Genomic DNA, 15512 nt, shown 5'->3' on the forward strand with positions numbered 1-15512 from the left:
TATTCATGATTGATGCTTGGGTCATACTGACATAAATACAAAAATCGTAAGCAAATGGTAAACTAGCAAAAAAACGAGAAGTGGCTCTTGGCCAAATGTGAGATCACCGCGTTAACATTGGGAACTAATTATGCTTAGCGAGCTACTGACCACTCTTCGATATAAGAGCGAAGGGACAGATATTGATTTTAAATCCTCGCAGTACCGCTTTAGTGGCGGAACTGAGGATGATAAGTCCGAGATGCTAAAGGACATCCTTGCAATAGCTAATGCTTGGCGTGATGGTTCAGGTTACATTCTTCTTGGTTTTAAGGAAAAACGACCTCATCCCGCAGAAGTAGTAGGGATCTCCACAACTATCGACGATGCACAAATACAGCAGTTTGTGAACAGTAAGGTCAAGCCTAAGCTGACGTTTTGCTATGAGGAACATTTGTATGAAGGTAAGACTGTGGGGATTATTACAATTCCAAAGCAGAAACGTCCGTTCTACACCTCCCATACCTACGGTAAGGTTAAGAGTAATGTAGTTTACGTACGCCGAGGTAGCAGTACCGATGAAGCAGAACCCCCTGAAGCTACGGAAATGTCTTTGGCAGATTCTGGTCGTGGAAATATGCGTGTAGATATGTCTGTGCTTACTCCTGGTCACGAAGTATTGCCTGATAGCTTTGAACGGTTTTATATGACACTTACGGAAGAGTTCCCAGACTACGTAAGTCAGCGTCCGTCTAGCTACTTACATGGTATCAGTTCTTCTTATAATATCTATCAGCAAGACAACAAGGCCTACTGGAGGGAGCTTGCTAGATATACCCGTATAAATGATCAGCTAATCTTATTGCAATTCTTACTAGTTAATCGCTCAGAGGTTCAGCTCTCAAGCGCCAAGCTTGAGGTGTTTATTGAGCCACTTGATGGACAGGGTATTGAGTTGATTGCTAAGGATGATTTACCTGAAAAGCCCAGCGCTGCTTTTAACATTATGAACAGTATTAGACCTCTTTCTGAGGTGCTGATCGGTAAAAACGCTCAATTCATAGTTAATGACAACGATTTGTCGTGCGGCTATGTTCGTTTTGGTTCCCTACTTCCAGGAGAAGAGGGTAAGTCTTCTTTGCTTGCAATCATTCCCCAAGGACCTGGTCGTTTACGTATTCGCTTTCGAATTTTGGGCGGCGAATTAGCAGAGCCAATTGAACGTGAGCAGCTTATTGAAGCTGTAGGGAATACCGAAACCCTCGATTTTAAGGGGTTCCAAAGCTTTTATAGGGAGCGGTTAATTAAAGAAAGGCTAATTCAGGGCACCTCTTAGCATGGTAGCGTGGACTAACGCTTTATCTGCCCAGCAATTCAAAGGGTACAGACCACAGTAAATTCAGCTGACTTTTTTTAACTGAAATTCATCCACTGTTTTAGAGAAATATCATTTATTGCCCAACTGGTGCCTCATCATCTTTCAGCCAGAAGCTGCTCGCGCACTTGAGCTCTGGCAAGGTGCAAGCGGCTTTTGACCGCTTCTAGCTTAGGCCTTAAAAATTTGTGGGGCGGGGCGATTTTTCTTTGGCATTGCATTAGATATCTAGCGAAGAAACTACAGCTCAAGTGAGTAAGCTTCCCCCCCCCAATGTAATCCTCAATCGCTACGGCTAAACACCTCGTCCGCTTACAATAAACCTTGCCTGCGCTTATTGCCTCCAGTAATCTCGATAAAAGCCGAAGTTTTCTGTCAAATCAGCTACATAAGAGAATACGAATGAGAGATCCAATCCAGCAGGGGAATGCCTTAGCGACTCGGCCTTTAAATAGGGGAGACTACAAAACATTGGGTTTGGCATCACTAGGTGGCGCCTTAGAGTTTTACGATTTTATTATCTTTGTGTTTTTCACCGTTGTTTTAAGCAAGCTGTTTTTCCCACCTGATATGCCCGATGCACTTCGGCAAATCCAGACATTCAGTATTTTTGCCGCAGGCTATTTGGCACGCCCACTGGGTGGCATTGCGATGGCACATTTTGGTGATTTGCTGGGACGCAAAAAGATGTTCACCCTCAGCATTCTGATGATGGCCTTGCCTACGCTGATGATAGGTTTACTGCCAACCTATCAACAAATTGGCATCTGGGCACCGCTGTGCTTACTTGCTCTGCGCATTTTGCAAGGTGCCGCCATTGGTGGTGAAGTACCCGGCGCATGGGTTTTTGTTGCCGAACATACGCCAGAGCGCCACACAGGGCTGGCTTGCAGCTTAATTACCTCGGGCCTGACTTTGGGTATTTTATTAGGTGCATTAATCGCCATGGCGATGAATAGCCTATTTAGCCCAGCCGAGCTAGAAGCATGGGCTTGGCGCGTGCCCTTTTTAATTGGCGGTGTATTTGGCCTAGTGGCAATGTATTTGCGCAAATGGCTGCATGAAACGCCAGTATTTCTCGAGCTGCAAGCTAAGAAAAATCTGGCAACCGAGCTGCCGCTAAAACAAGTGCTGCGGGATCACCGCCTCAGCATCGTGGTTTCTATGCTGGCTACCTTTTTACTTGCGGTAGCAATTGTGGTCGCCATTTTGATGACTCCAGCTTACTTGCAAAAGCAATTTGCGGTAGTGCCTGTTGATGCCTTACGGGCCAATTGCTATGCCATCGTAGCGCTAAGTTTGGGCTGTGTTGTGGCGGGCTGGGCATCAGATAAACTAGGCAGTGGCCTGACCATCCTGATCGGCAGCATCTTGCTAGGCTGCAGCAGCTACGCGTTTTATCACACCATGAGCCATGACACGAGCCAGCTGGCTTTGCTCTACCCGCTAATGGGATTTACCGTGGGGATTGTTGGCGCGGTGCCGCTCTTGATGATTAAAGCCTTCCCCGCAGCAATCCGCTTTAGCGGCTTGTCCTTCTCTTACAACGTGGCCTACGCCTTTGCGGGTGGCCTGACGCCGGTGATTTTATCCTTCTGGATAAAATACGATGTGCTAGCGCCTAGCTATTATCTTTTGCTGCTTAGTATGATTGGGGCAGGATTGGGCGCTTATTTAATCGCGAATCAAGGCCAGCAACTTAAACACAGCATTCGATAAAAAAAAGCCGTCTCTTGCGCAATAAGAGACGGCTTTTTAAAAGGATTAACACGGTTATACATTATTATGTTTTTTTTAAATACTCTGTTTTACTTTCAATCTCATCACAAACATTAAAACGATAAAAAAACTTTACGCTCGCCGCGTTTAATTTGGCTGACTTGAATTGCCAATTGTAAATCATTCATTGCAAAAATATCGCCTTCTTCTTGCAAAACCAGCTGCTTATTTTTAACCATAGAGATGACATGATTCAATACTTTATGCCATTGATCTTTGCTGGCCTTGGCATTCCACATTCTCAAATGAAACATGCCTGTTATTATTTTTAAATGCGTGTGAGTAAATAGCCAATCAACAGGTTTACCAGAGAATAAGCCTAAAACAATAAACCGCCCCTGCTCCGCCACCGACATCGCCAGCTCGGTGCCTTGTGGGCCTCCAATTAAATCAATAGCGTAGTCAGCACCTTTTCCCTCACTCAATTTTAATACCTGCTCAAGCACCACTTCTTTGGAAGAATCAATTACAGCCCATACACCTAGCTCTAATAGAGCAGGCTGAGGCCGGCGCACCACCGCAATCATTTTTACACCTAATTGCCGACTTAATTGCGCAAATATCTTTCCAATAGCCGAATTAGCCGCATTCACAATCAGAATATCGCCAGCTTTAAGTTGGAATGCTTCATGACAAATAAGCCATGCGGTCAGGGGATTAATATAAAGCTGGGCAGCGGCAATATCGCTGATTTCATCGGGGATCAATACGGTATTTTCTGCGGGTAGGGTAATCAACTGCTGCCATGTGCCCTCGCCCCTAAGTGGCAAGATACGCTGGCCTAGCAAGGAAGCATTCACCCCCTGCCCTACTTCACAAATCTCGGCCACACCTTCGTAGCCCGCAATCTGTGGCAAGGCAATTCGGTGTGCATAATGGCCGTAAATCGGAATTAAATCAGAAGGATTAATCGGAGCCAGCTTCATTCTGGCCCTGATTTCGCCGGAGCGAAGAGGCGTAATAGGCTTACTTTCAATATTCAATACATCAAGCGGCTCGCCAAATTCACGATATAAAATACAGCTATTATGCAAATCAATCATCTTGCAGGTGCTTAAACCTTAGCCTGTAATCCCAGCCGCATCCAAAGCTCGGCCACGCCGCTTGGCACCGGCTCGCTAAAGTAAAAGCCCTGCATACGCTGTACGCCTAAGCCTTGCAAGAAGCGGGCGGTTTCTAGGCTTTCTACCCCTTCCACGATAATTTCCAGCCCTAGACCAAACCCTAGCTGAACAATAGCTTGCATCATCCTACGGCCATCTTCGGTATGCAGGCGCAGTGCAAATGAAACATCAATTTTTAAAATTTGCGCAGGCATTTCGTGCAATTGCGATAAGGATGAATAACCTGTGCCAAAATCATCAATAGCAATTTCAAAGCCAGAGGCATTAAGCTGACGCAGATGGCGCAGCTGCCGGGAGTAATCGGTAAGCGCTACCGATTCGGTAATTTCTAGCACCACATCCTCTGCACGTAGACGATGCTGCATGAGTCTTTCATTAAGCTGGGTTACAAACTGTGGCTGAAACAACTGGCTGCGTGAGATATTAATCATCAATTTTTGTGTCAGCCCTGCATCACGCCATTCGCGTAATTTGGCAAAACTCTGCTGAATAACCAGCTCTGATAGCTCTTGAATTAAGCCCACCTTTTCTGCCATAGGAATAAACAGCTCTGGGCTAATCCAACCACTTTGATCATCTTGCCAGCGCGCCAGCGCCTCAACACACAGCACTTCGCCGCTTCTGGCATCCACAATCGGCTGATAAAACACTTGCAGGCGATTATTGCGAATTGCGGTAGAAAGGCGCGATTGGATGGCTACGTGCTCTCGGCCCAAGGCTTTTAAATGCACGATATCGCTATAAAAACAGACATTATTTCGACCGGTATGCTTGGCGTGATACATGGTGTGATCGGCCGCAGAGAGTAACTCTTCTCCCGATTCAGCATTGTCTGGAAACACGGCAAAACCCAGCGAAATAGTGGGCTGCGTTTCCATACCATTGATGGTTACGCCCTGCCTTGCAGCATTTCGCAGCCGATCAGAAATATCGCGCATCACGGTTAAATCAGTTAAATCAGGGATCAGCACCACAAACTCATCCCCCCCCCAACGGGCCAATACATCGTTTTCCCGCAAGACACTAGAGAGCTGCTGGGCCACGTTCACCAATAACTCATCCCCAACCTGATGGCCAAAAGCATCATTAATTTGTTTGAAGTGATCTAAATCGATAAAACCCAACGCAACTTTGGTGTTTTCTTGCCGTGCACGATCAATGGCGCTGTGAATCTCGCTATCGAGCATCAAGCGGTTAGGTAGCTTGGTTAAGGAGTCATACAAGGCCAGTTGAGTGATTTGTTGCTCGTTAAGATGAGTCACCGTTACATCACGCAATACACCTCGAATCGCCGTAAGCTGCCCATCTGGGCCGCGGTGCGCAATCAACCTAGCTTCTACCCAAATATGCCCGCCATTCTCCTGTATCAGCCGAAAGCGTTGCAAGATAGGATCCGTCGCCTTCAATATTTTACTTAAAGCCGTCACCATGGCTAAACCATCATCGTGGTGCACCCAGGCAAACAGGGGCTTACCTAAATCATGCTTCATCTCCCGCAAATCTAGCGCACGTAATTTGGCCCATGCAGGCGTGGTACTGGCCAATTCGCCCGTCGGCGCTAAATCGATCACTGCCTCTTCAAGCAAATTCAGCGTATCCAACATTGTCTTACGTTGGGCGTTTTCTAGCATCAGCGAGGTGACATCATGCACCAAGGCCACAGCATGGCTTTTTCCATTACTAGCTTGCACTGGCTGCAAACGTGTTAATAGATAGATAGGGCCTTGTGGTGTCGACAAAGTGCAATTAAATTGAGTGCTTACCTTTTCATGCAAAGTGCGGGGCAAATAACGTACCAACTCCGAAGCCAACTCATAGGGCAGTACACTGGTAATCGGCCGCCCTTGCAGCATTTCTGCAGGGGGTAAATGAGGATGGCCAGACCAAACACTCACAATCACGCCCTGCTGATTGCATTCAAATACCATATCTTGCAAAACGCCTACAAGGGCGCGTAAGCGTTGCTGGTTACACTTTAACTCTTGCTCAACGCCGTCTTTAACAATGGCTTGCGCCACATGATTGCTAAGCATAGAAAGCAGGCGTAATTCGCTGCGGCTGCGCTGCTTTTCACAATCATTTAAAAAAGTTAAAAAGCCAAATGGCTCACCACGCTCCAATAGAGGAATGCACAGAAGCTGACGCACACCAATTTGTGCCATCAGCATTTGCTCAGCCAGCGGTAATTCTAAGAGTGTTTTATTCAGAACCATCCCTACCGCCAGCGTATCTGCCAACAGGGGGTACGTTGCATAATCGAGTGACAGACAAGGATCTGGTGTGATATTGGCAAGGCGGGTATCGGGATCGCGCCAAACCGAAACTAAATGCGCGGCGCTTTGATCGGGTGTATTTAAATAGAGGCAAGCCACATGGCTTTTAGAAACGCCTGCCAGCAAGCCCAAAGCTTCCAGCATATTACCGTCATACTCAAGCAAGGTAGCAACGAGGTTATCAAAGGCTTCAAAATAAGTTTGCAACAGCCCAAGTTCGCTCCGAAGCTCGAAATCAGGATCAGTTAAGACATTGCGCTGCACGGCAAACCTCTTTGAAAAAGCGTCTAAAAACAAAGGTCTTCAGCTGCTCTGATTTAAATCAACAACTACACCCGAAATCAATAGCAAATATACAGCGATTGATTTTGGTAAATAAATGCAGAGCGGGTGATGCTTACCCTACCCTGCATCAAGACTCAACTTATTCGCTATCTACTTTTTCAGCTTTAGGCGCAGGCCCTTCGATGACTTCCACATAACCACATTCTTTCTGTGGGCAGACTTTCTCTGTGCCACGGCGCTTGGTGACTTTAATGGTCATTACTGGCCAGTTACATTGTGGGCAGCATTCAGCAATCGGTGGATTCCAAGTCGCGTATTTGCAATCTGGGTAAGTATTGCACGAATAAAACAGCTTGCCGTAGCGGCTCTTTCTTTCGATCAAACTACCTTTTTTGCACTCTGGGCACTCAACACCAGTATCACGTGGTTTTTCGAGTGGCTCAATATGCTTACATTTTGGATAGGCCGAACAACCAATAAACTTACCATAACGCCCTACTTTAATATGCAAAGCAGATTCGCATTTTGGACAGGTACGATCAGGTACGACTTCTGGCTCGGTAGGTGCGGTATCGGCATCATCCCCCAGATTGCGGGTGTAATCGCATTCTGGATAAGTGGTGCAGCCAATAAAGCGGCCACGTTTGCCTAAGCGAATCGCCAGTTTTGCCACACCACATTTTGGACAATCTTCGTCCATTTCTTCTTGGGTGACTTCTTTACGCGATAGCCCTGCTTTTTCTTCACATTGCTTATGAAAACCTTTCCAGAAATCAGCCAGCACGGGAATCCAATCCCGCTTACCGGTAGAAATCTCGTCCAGCTTGTCTTCTAGCTTGGCGGTAAAGTTGTAATCCACGTACTGTGTAAAATGCTCAGTCAGGAATTTATTTACCACTTCGCCGGTGTCAGTTGGGGTAAAACGCTTTTTATCCAAGATCACGTATTCGCGATCTTTCAGCGTTTTAATCGTCGACGCGTAGGTAGACGGGCGACCAATCCCAAACTCTTCCAGCGATTTTACGAGTGAGGCTTCAGTAAAGCGCGGTGGTGGCTGGGTAAAATGCTGCTCGCCAGACAGCTTATCTACCGGCAAGGCATCGCCAACGGTGAGGACGGGCAGGCGTGCTTCGTCGTCCTCATCGTCTTCTTCATCGGTATCTTCTTGGTAAACCGCAATAAAGCCAGGGAACACCAAGGTTTGACCTGTGGCACGGAAAATAGCCTCCGCTCCCACCGCAATATCCACCGCCACGGTATCAAACTTAGCGGGGGTAATTTGGCTGGCTAGCGTGCGCTTCCAAATCATCTGATACAGCTTGAATTGATCTGCCGTCAGATAGGCCTTAACCGCATCTGGGGAGCGGTAGATAGAAGTAGGACGAATCGCTTCGTGCGCCTCTTGGGCATTTTTGGCTTTATTTTTGAAGATCACCGGCGCATTAGGCAGGTATTCTTTCTCAAATTTTTCGCCAATATAAGCGCGGATTTCATCAAGCGCATCGTTTGCCAAGGCCACCGAGTCAGTACGCATATAGGTGATCAAACCGACGGTTTCGCCGCCGATGCTCATCCCTTCATACAATTGCTGAGCCGTACGCATGGCGCGATCGGTAGTCATACCCAGCTTACGCACCGCCTCTTGTTGTAAGGTAGAGGTGGTAAACGGGGCAGCGGCACTACGGGATTTCTTTTTCTTTTCTACAGCTTGAATCACCGCACTCTGGCCGCTAAGCGCATCAAGGATGCTCTGTTGGCTACCGGTATCGGGGATATCAAATTGTTCGAGTTTTTTACCCTGCCATTGGGTTAGCTTTGCACCAAACTTGCTGCGGCCTTGATGAGTATCGAGGTGTACCGACCAGTATTCTTGCGATGTAAACGCACGAATCTCGATCTCACGCTCACAAATCAAACGCAGCGCAGGGCTTTGTACACGGCCAGCCGATAGGCCGGAGCGTACTTTACGCCAAAGTAAGGGCGATAAATTAAAGCCCACTAAGTAATCTAGGGCACTACGTGCTTGCTGGGCATTGACCAGATCGTTATCAATATCCCGTGGATTGGCCACGGCATTGAGTACGGCGGTTTCGGTAATTTCATGGAATACCACGCGCTTAAAAGTGCGACTGGCTGTCAGCAGCTTTTTAGCGCGCAAGATTTCCATAATATGCCAGGAAATAGCTTCACCTTCGCGGTCCGGATCGGTTGCCAGAAAGATGTTGGTGGATTCTTTAACAGCGGCAACCAGTGCATCGACGTGCTTTTTATTACGCTCGATCACCTGATACTTCATTTTAAAGTCATTCTCGGTGTCTACCGAGCCGTCCTTTCTCACCAAACCACGGACGTGACCATAGGAGGCAAGGATCTGGAAATCCTTACCAAGATATTTCAGCAGCGTTTTCGCCTTGGACGGCGACTCGACGATCAATAGATTCGCGGGCATGGGTCCCCGGTACAGATTATTTTTAGATTAAAGAACTGTCAGCGAGCTCAAGTGTTTTACACATAAAAACTGATCTCAGCCAACAACATGCAGACAGTATTTCAAAGATCCGCCAAAGAAATAAACTCTCTGGATATAGCAGGAAATCGGGTGGAGCACGCTTTTAAAAAAGCGGTTCAGCAAATACTTACGCCCTACTCAGGCCACCCGCTGATAGCGGCTACCAGGCAGGGCGACAATGCAACCTTCTAGCTCCAAGGTCAATAGCATCGCGGATAGCCTGTCTGTCGTCAAGCCGCTGCGCTGTGACAATGTCTCAATGTCCACAGGGTCAAAGCCCATATTTTGTAAAAAAGGGCTACTTTTTGATGCACGTTTTGGCGTACTTGCCGCCAGAGGCGACCCCCATGCCAGCTCGGATAAAACATCATCGCTTGATTCAACCAACTTTGCCCCCTGCTTAATCAACTGATGACAACCCCGTGCCAATGGCGAGTGAATTGAGCCAGGAATCGCCAACACCTCTCTGCCTATATCTGCGGCCTGTTTCGCCGTTATCAAGGAGCCACTGCCCACACTGGCCTCTACCACCAAGCAACCCAAGCCCAAGGCTGCGATCATCCGGTTGCGTCTTGGAAAATGTTCGGCCTTGGGTGGGCTGCCCAAAGCCAACTCAGAAATAATCGTCCCCTGCTCGGCAATCTGGTGGGCTAACTCACGGTTACTGGCTGGGTAGACCCGATCTAAACCCGTCCCCACCACGGCAATGGTGGAGGCCACCCCAGCTAGGCCACCGCGATGCGCTGCCGCATCAATCCCCGCCGCTAAGCCACTGACAACGGTTAAACCCGCAGCACTAAAGCATTGTGCAAATTGCTCGGCGTTTTCTAAGCCCTGAGGGCTGGCACTACGGCTACCTACAATGGATAAGGCAGGCGTGGATAATAAATCCAGCCTGCCTTTTACATAAATTAAAGTAGGAGCATCGGGTAAATCAAGCAAGCGCGGTGGATAAGCAGCATCGGCCAAAGAGATCAGCATATTGCCCTCCTCAAGCTGCCAAGCCAAAGTTTGCTCAAGCGAGGCTTCCAGCTGGCTTTGATCCACATCCAGCCAAGCGCGCAAAGCAGTAGGAGTGAGGATTTCGGCCAGCTCAGCCTCTTTAGCCGCCAGCGCTGCTTCTGGCGTTGCAAAGCGGGTCAACAGAGCAAGTTGCTTTCTTGGCCCAACTTTATAAACCGTGGTGAAGCGCAGCCAAAGCCGCACTTCATCCTTATCCATCAAGGTGTTTTTACCTCGTCCCCCACATTCACCGCTCGGGTGCTGTCAAGCACTAGGCCGTAAGCAAATTCAGGGAATACACGGTAGATAAATAAGTTGCCGTTCTTTTCAATAGGCGTAAAGCGATCTGGCTCCCCCTTTGATTCCTTACGAATCAAACGGCCCGCTTTGTAATTAAAAAATACGCTACCTACATCTACACCATGTTGTGAACCGCGGTTAATCACCACCGTTGTTAGCGGGCCAGCTTCAGCCACACCACCGTAAGAAGTTACAATCCGGCCACTGACTGGCTGCTCTGGCACATGCGGCACATAATTAATAAAAGGTGCTTCGTTAGCACGAATCAAGCGGCTGCCAACCAAGATTTCTTCTTTAGAGGAGGTTAGGCGCAGCGTTGCCACATCACCTGTTACTTCTAATCTTGCGTCGCCTAGATAATCGACTTGATGGCCAATGACGCGTTTTTTCTCTGGATCATCAGGATCGATCAGGTTTTTACCGTCTCTAAATACCTGCCAGTTATCCCCCACCTCACCCACTAATCCAACGGCATAGACCTTGTCACCACTGGCAAAAATAACACGCTCATCCGGACCAGCGGCAATCCGCGGTGCGGCAGCAAAGCTCTCGTTATCAATAACCAGCGGCTTACTAAGGAAAGGACTGATCGCCGACATAGGGATACTTGGCGTAGCCCCATCAGCTAAAGACGTCGTGCGAATACGCGGCGACAGCTTGCCCGAAGAGCCACTCCCTCCCGTGGTTTTTTCGTTCTTAAGCAAGCGCAGACGCGGCTCGCCACTACTGTTGTCCAACAAAACCACATCACCTGGATAAATCCAGTGAGGGTTTTTAATTTCCGTTTTATTAAGCTGCCAAATTTCAGGCCAACGCCACGGCGTTTTTAAAAAATGCCCTGAAATACTCCAAAGCGTATCGCCCTTTACCACTACATAACGGTCAGGCGCGTTATCTTGCATGGCTAGGGTATCTGCCAAAGCAGTGCTAGATAAAAGTACACCAGCCCAAAGTAGCGATATAATTGTTTTTCGCATGATGGCGATTTCTCTCCGCCGAGAAAACTGCTAAGCAAAGGCTTGCATGTTTTTTTCGGATTAAGTTGATACTACATATTTTACAGCTATACGCAAAAAGTTTGCTTATAGCAATCACCGTACTTACTTGCACAGACTAATATGGCCATTCTAAACATTTTGCACTACCCCGACGACAGGCTTTACACCGTAGCAAAGCCTGTTACTGTATTTGACAAACACTTACAGCAATTTATTCTCGACATGGGTGAAACCATGTATGCCGCCCCAGGCATTGGCTTAGCAGCTACGCAAGTTAACACTCACCAGCGCGTTGTGGTGATTGATATCTCCGAAGAGAAAAATAGCCTCATGGCATTGGTAAACCCTGAAATCATCAAGATGGATGGCAAAACCATGTGGGAAGAAGGCTGCCTTTCTGTGCCTGGCATCTATGAAGAAGTAGAACGCGCTGAGCGAGTCACGGTTCGCGCTTTTGATGCCAAAGGCCAAGCTTTTGAATTAGACGCTGATGGCTTACTCGCTATTTGCATTCAACATGAGTTAGATCACTTGGACGGTAAAGTCTTTGTAGAAAAGCTTTCTAAATTAAAGCTTAACCGCATTCTGCAAAAGCTTAAAAAAAACCAACGCAAGACCATGTAATCGCCTAGGGCAGCTAAAAAAATGAAAATTATCTTTGCCGGCACGCCGGATTTTGCCGCTTGTGCTCTACAAGCGCTAATCAATGCAGGCCATGAAATTGCTTTGGTTTTAACCCAGCCTGATCGCCCTGCAGGCCGAGGCATGAAGCTCACCGCCTCGCCGGTAAAAGCGCTGGCAGAGAAACATGCTATTGCGGTTTACCAGCCAGAAAAACTCCGCACAGCCGAGCAACAAGCGCCGGTAGCAGCCATTGAAGCGGACGTGATGGTGGTGGCCGCTTACGGGATTATCTTGCCGCAAATCGTGTTGGATATGCCAAAGCTGGGCTGCCTGAATATCCACGGCTCGCTGCTGCCGCGCTGGCGTGGCGCTGCGCCTATTCATCGCGCCATCTTGGCGGGGGATACGGCAACGGGCATCACCATTATGCAAATGAATGCAGGGCTAGACACGGGGGATATGTTGTCTATCCATGCCACCTCTATTGCGGCCTCTGACACCACCGTTAGCCTACACGATAAGCTGGCAGAAATAGGCGCAGAGGCCATTGTTGCTGCACTAGAAAACTTGCCAGCATTACAGCTAGCACGCCAAGTCCAGCCCGAAGCGGGGGTGAGCTATGCAGAAAAACTGCGTAAAGAAGAATCTCAAATCGATTGGCAAAAATCCGCCGCCGAGCTGGATAAAATGATTCGTGCGTTTAACCCCTTCCCTACGGCTCAAACATTGCTTGACGGGCAGGCATTAAAAATTTGGCAAGCGCAGCTTAAAGATGAAAATGGCCCAGCCGGAACCATCCTTAAGGCGGATAAAGACGGCCTCTTAGTCGCATGTGGCCAAGGATCTTTACTGATTACCGAACTGCAAAAAGCGGGGAGCAAACGCGTTGCGGCCAGTGCCTTTTTAGTGGGAAACACTATTGAGGCGGGGCAAAAGCTAGGCTGACAAGCGCAAACAGCCTCCAAACAAAAGCGCTATTTGCCCACATTTCGCATAAGGATTGAATTTTCTTAAAAAAACATCATCTTATAAAGATTGAATCGTTTTTTTGAGAGAAAATATAATATGAATAACTGGCTAAAAACCACTATTTTGATGGCGGGCATTATTGCCCTCTTTGCCATGATCGGCGGCATGATTGGCGGTAAAAGTGGCATGCTGCTGGCGCTGCTATTTGGCGGCGGCATGAATGTGTGGGCTTATTGGAATTCCGACAAAATGGTGTTGCGCATGTACAACGCTCATCCTGTCGATGCCCATACTGCGCCAGAGCTTTACGGCATGGTCGAAGAATTAGCCAGAAATGCCGGCCTACCTATGCCTAAAGTGTATGTGATTGATGAAGACCAACCAAATGCTTTTGCTACCGGTCGCGATCCAGAGCACGCCGCCGTTGCTGCCACTACTGGCATTATGCGGGTGCTGTCTTACCGTGAATTACGCGGCGTCATGGCGCACGAGCTGGCACACGTTCAACACCGCGATATTTTAATTTCCACCATTTCAGCCACCATGGCGGGGGCGATTTCTGCCTTAGCTAACTTTGCAATGTTTTTTGGCGGCAGAGATGAAAATGGCCGGGCCATGAATCCAATTGCAGGAATTGCCTTAGCCATTTTGGCCCCGATTGCAGCATCGCTGATTCAAATGGCCATCTCACGCGCCCGCGAATTTGAGGCGGATGCAGGCGGCGCACGCATCTCTGGCGATCCGCTGGCACTGGCCGACGCTTTACAAAAAATAGAGGCCCATGCGCGCGGCATACCGATGCAAGCAGCCGAAGACCATCCAGCAACCGCACAAATGATGATTATCAACCCGCTGATAGGCGGTGGATTATCCGATTTATTTAGAACTCACCCACAAACCGCAGAGCGCATCGCCAGATTACATGCCATTGCGCGGGGTTAAGGCAGGGGCACGATACGCCGTGCCTCACCCCAAATCCAACATTACAAAGAGAATATTTTGTTAGCTACTCAAAAATTTGCCAGCCGTATTGTTGCCAGCGTGCTTGCTGGCCAGAATCTAAACGAAGCCTTGAACAAAGTTTGGCGTGAAGATCCTAGCCTGCTACCTCGCCAAAAAGGTGCTATTCAAGACGTTAGCTACGGCACACTGCGCCAACTGGGCTTAATTGAAAGCATCCTTAAGCAACTGCTGCAAAAACCTTTGCACGAACCTGAACTTAAAGCGCTGCTATTGGTTGCGATTTACCAGCTGCAATTTAGCCGCGCCGCAGCGCACGCCATTGTGGATCACGCCGTAACAGTAGCCACACAAACCGGCGCTGGCCATGGCAAAGGTTTAGTCAACGGCGTATTGCGTAATTTCTTGCGTCAAAAAAACGATCTATTCAACATGGCGCAAAACAGCGAATACGGCCAGTACTCGCACCCCGCTTGGTGGATCTCGGCCATGCGCAAAACTTACCCAAAACAATGGCGCAATATTTTACTCGCCAATAATCAACACCCACCGATGACACTCCGAGTGAATCTTAACAAAACCACCGCCAATGATTATATTGCGCTGCTGGCACTCGAGGAGATTGGTGCCAGCTCTAGTGATGGTCTATCGATTCAATTGCAAAGCCCAGTAGGTGTAGATCGTTTGCCACACTTTTTTGATGGCTGGGTATCGGTACAAGATTTGGGCGCGCAGTATGCCGCTCGTATTTTAGATGTGCAAGATGGGCAGCGCGTACTGGATGCCTGTGCCGCGCCTGGCGGTAAAAGTGGCCATATTTTAGAGCTGGCAAAAGTAGCTTTAACCGCCGTTGATAACGATGGAATCCGCCTAAGACGCGTACAAGAAAACATTGATAGGCTTGAACAAACGGCCACGCTGGTGCTTGGAGATGCAGCCCAGCCAGACGCTTGGTGGGACGGTCAGTTATTTGATCGCGTGCTCGCTGATGTGCCTTGCTCCGCCTCTGGTGTGGTGCGTCGCCATCCAGATATTAAGTGGCTACGCCGCAGCGGCGATTTTGCCGGATTTGCTCTCCAGCAAGCCCAAATGCTCGATGCCCTTTGGCCACTCGTAGCGCCGGGCGGCAAACTCCTGTACGCTACCTGCTCTGTTTTTGCAGCGGAAAATACCGAGGCAGTGAGCGCATTTGCCGCTCGCCATGCCAACGCAAAACAACTCCCTTTACCCGACTTCATCCCTGCAGATGGTCAGCTTTTGCCCACACCGGAACATGATGGCTTTTTCTACGCCCTTTTTACTAAAACGGCCTAAACGCCATAGTTTGCGTTTGAT

Annotated in this window: 11 protein-coding genes; 6 read left to right on the top strand and 5 right to left on the bottom strand. The window is 48.4% G+C overall.

Annotated elements, in window-relative coordinates; all coding sequences use genetic code 11:
- The first annotated feature begins 130 nt into the window (after positions 1 to 130).
- Complete coding sequence (locus Q0R17_RS15520; protein WP_293936418.1) at positions 131 to 1315, top strand: helix-turn-helix domain-containing protein; 1185 nt, start codon at positions 131 to 133, stop codon at positions 1313 to 1315.
- A gap of 441 nt (positions 1316 to 1756) precedes the next feature.
- The gene (locus Q0R17_RS15525; RefSeq protein WP_293936421.1) at positions 1757 to 3073 is read left to right on the top strand and encodes an MFS transporter; all 1317 of its coding nucleotides are present in this window, start codon (positions 1757 to 1759) and stop codon (positions 3071 to 3073) included.
- A 113-nt stretch (positions 3074 to 3186) separates the two neighbouring features.
- Here the strand turns inward: Q0R17_RS15525 and Q0R17_RS15530 are convergent, their stop codons facing one another.
- From Q0R17_RS15530 to Q0R17_RS15550, 5 genes are all read right to left on the bottom strand, one after another.
- On the bottom strand, positions 3187 to 4176 hold the full coding sequence (locus Q0R17_RS15530; protein WP_293936423.1) for a zinc-dependent alcohol dehydrogenase family protein: 990 nt from the start codon (positions 4174 to 4176) through the stop codon (positions 3187 to 3189).
- 11 nt (positions 4177 to 4187) lie between these two features.
- Positions 4188 to 6794 (bottom strand): EAL domain-containing protein, encoded by a 2607-nt coding sequence (locus Q0R17_RS15535; RefSeq protein ID WP_293936425.1) that lies wholly within the window; start codon positions 6792 to 6794, stop codon positions 4188 to 4190.
- Positions 6795 to 6954: 160 nt separating this feature from the next.
- A complete protein-coding gene (topA, locus tag Q0R17_RS15540; protein ID WP_293936428.1) occupies positions 6955 to 9264 on the bottom strand; it encodes a type I DNA topoisomerase in 2310 nt (769 codons plus the stop codon).
- 198 nt (positions 9265 to 9462) lie between these two features.
- On the bottom strand, positions 9463 to 10545 hold the full coding sequence (gene dprA, locus Q0R17_RS15545) for a DNA-processing protein DprA (protein WP_293936431.1): 1083 nt from the start codon (positions 10543 to 10545) through the stop codon (positions 9463 to 9465).
- Entirely contained in the window at positions 10545 to 11603 is a 1059-nt protein-coding gene (locus Q0R17_RS15550; protein WP_293936434.1) for a LysM peptidoglycan-binding domain-containing protein, read from the bottom strand. Before Q0R17_RS15550 ends, dprA begins: the two co-directional genes overlap by 1 nt.
- Positions 11604 to 11744: 141 nt before the next feature.
- Between Q0R17_RS15550 and def the strand changes: the two genes are divergently transcribed.
- The 4 genes from def (at position 11745) to rsmB (ending at position 15491) form a co-directional block, all read left to right on the top strand.
- Positions 11745 to 12248, top strand: a complete 504-nt coding sequence (gene def, locus Q0R17_RS15555; protein ID WP_293936437.1) for a peptide deformylase — start codon at positions 11745 to 11747, stop codon at positions 12246 to 12248.
- A gap of 21 nt (positions 12249 to 12269) precedes the next feature.
- Positions 12270 to 13193: a methionyl-tRNA formyltransferase gene (fmt, locus tag Q0R17_RS15560; RefSeq protein WP_293936439.1), complete on the top strand. Its 924-nt coding sequence runs from the start codon at positions 12270 to 12272 to the stop codon at positions 13191 to 13193.
- Between the two features lie 120 nt (positions 13194 to 13313).
- Complete coding sequence (htpX, locus tag Q0R17_RS15565) at positions 13314 to 14159, top strand: zinc metalloprotease HtpX (RefSeq protein ID WP_293936441.1); 846 nt, start codon at positions 13314 to 13316, stop codon at positions 14157 to 14159.
- Positions 14160 to 14216: 57 nt separating this feature from the next.
- Positions 14217 to 15491: a 16S rRNA (cytosine(967)-C(5))-methyltransferase RsmB gene (rsmB, locus tag Q0R17_RS15570; RefSeq protein ID WP_293936443.1), complete on the top strand. Its 1275-nt coding sequence runs from the start codon at positions 14217 to 14219 to the stop codon at positions 15489 to 15491.
- Positions 15492 to 15512: the final 21 nt, after the last annotated feature.

This window comes from Iodobacter sp. (assembly GCF_025352645.1).
Classification (GTDB): Bacteria; Pseudomonadota; Gammaproteobacteria; order Burkholderiales; family Chitinibacteraceae; genus Iodobacter.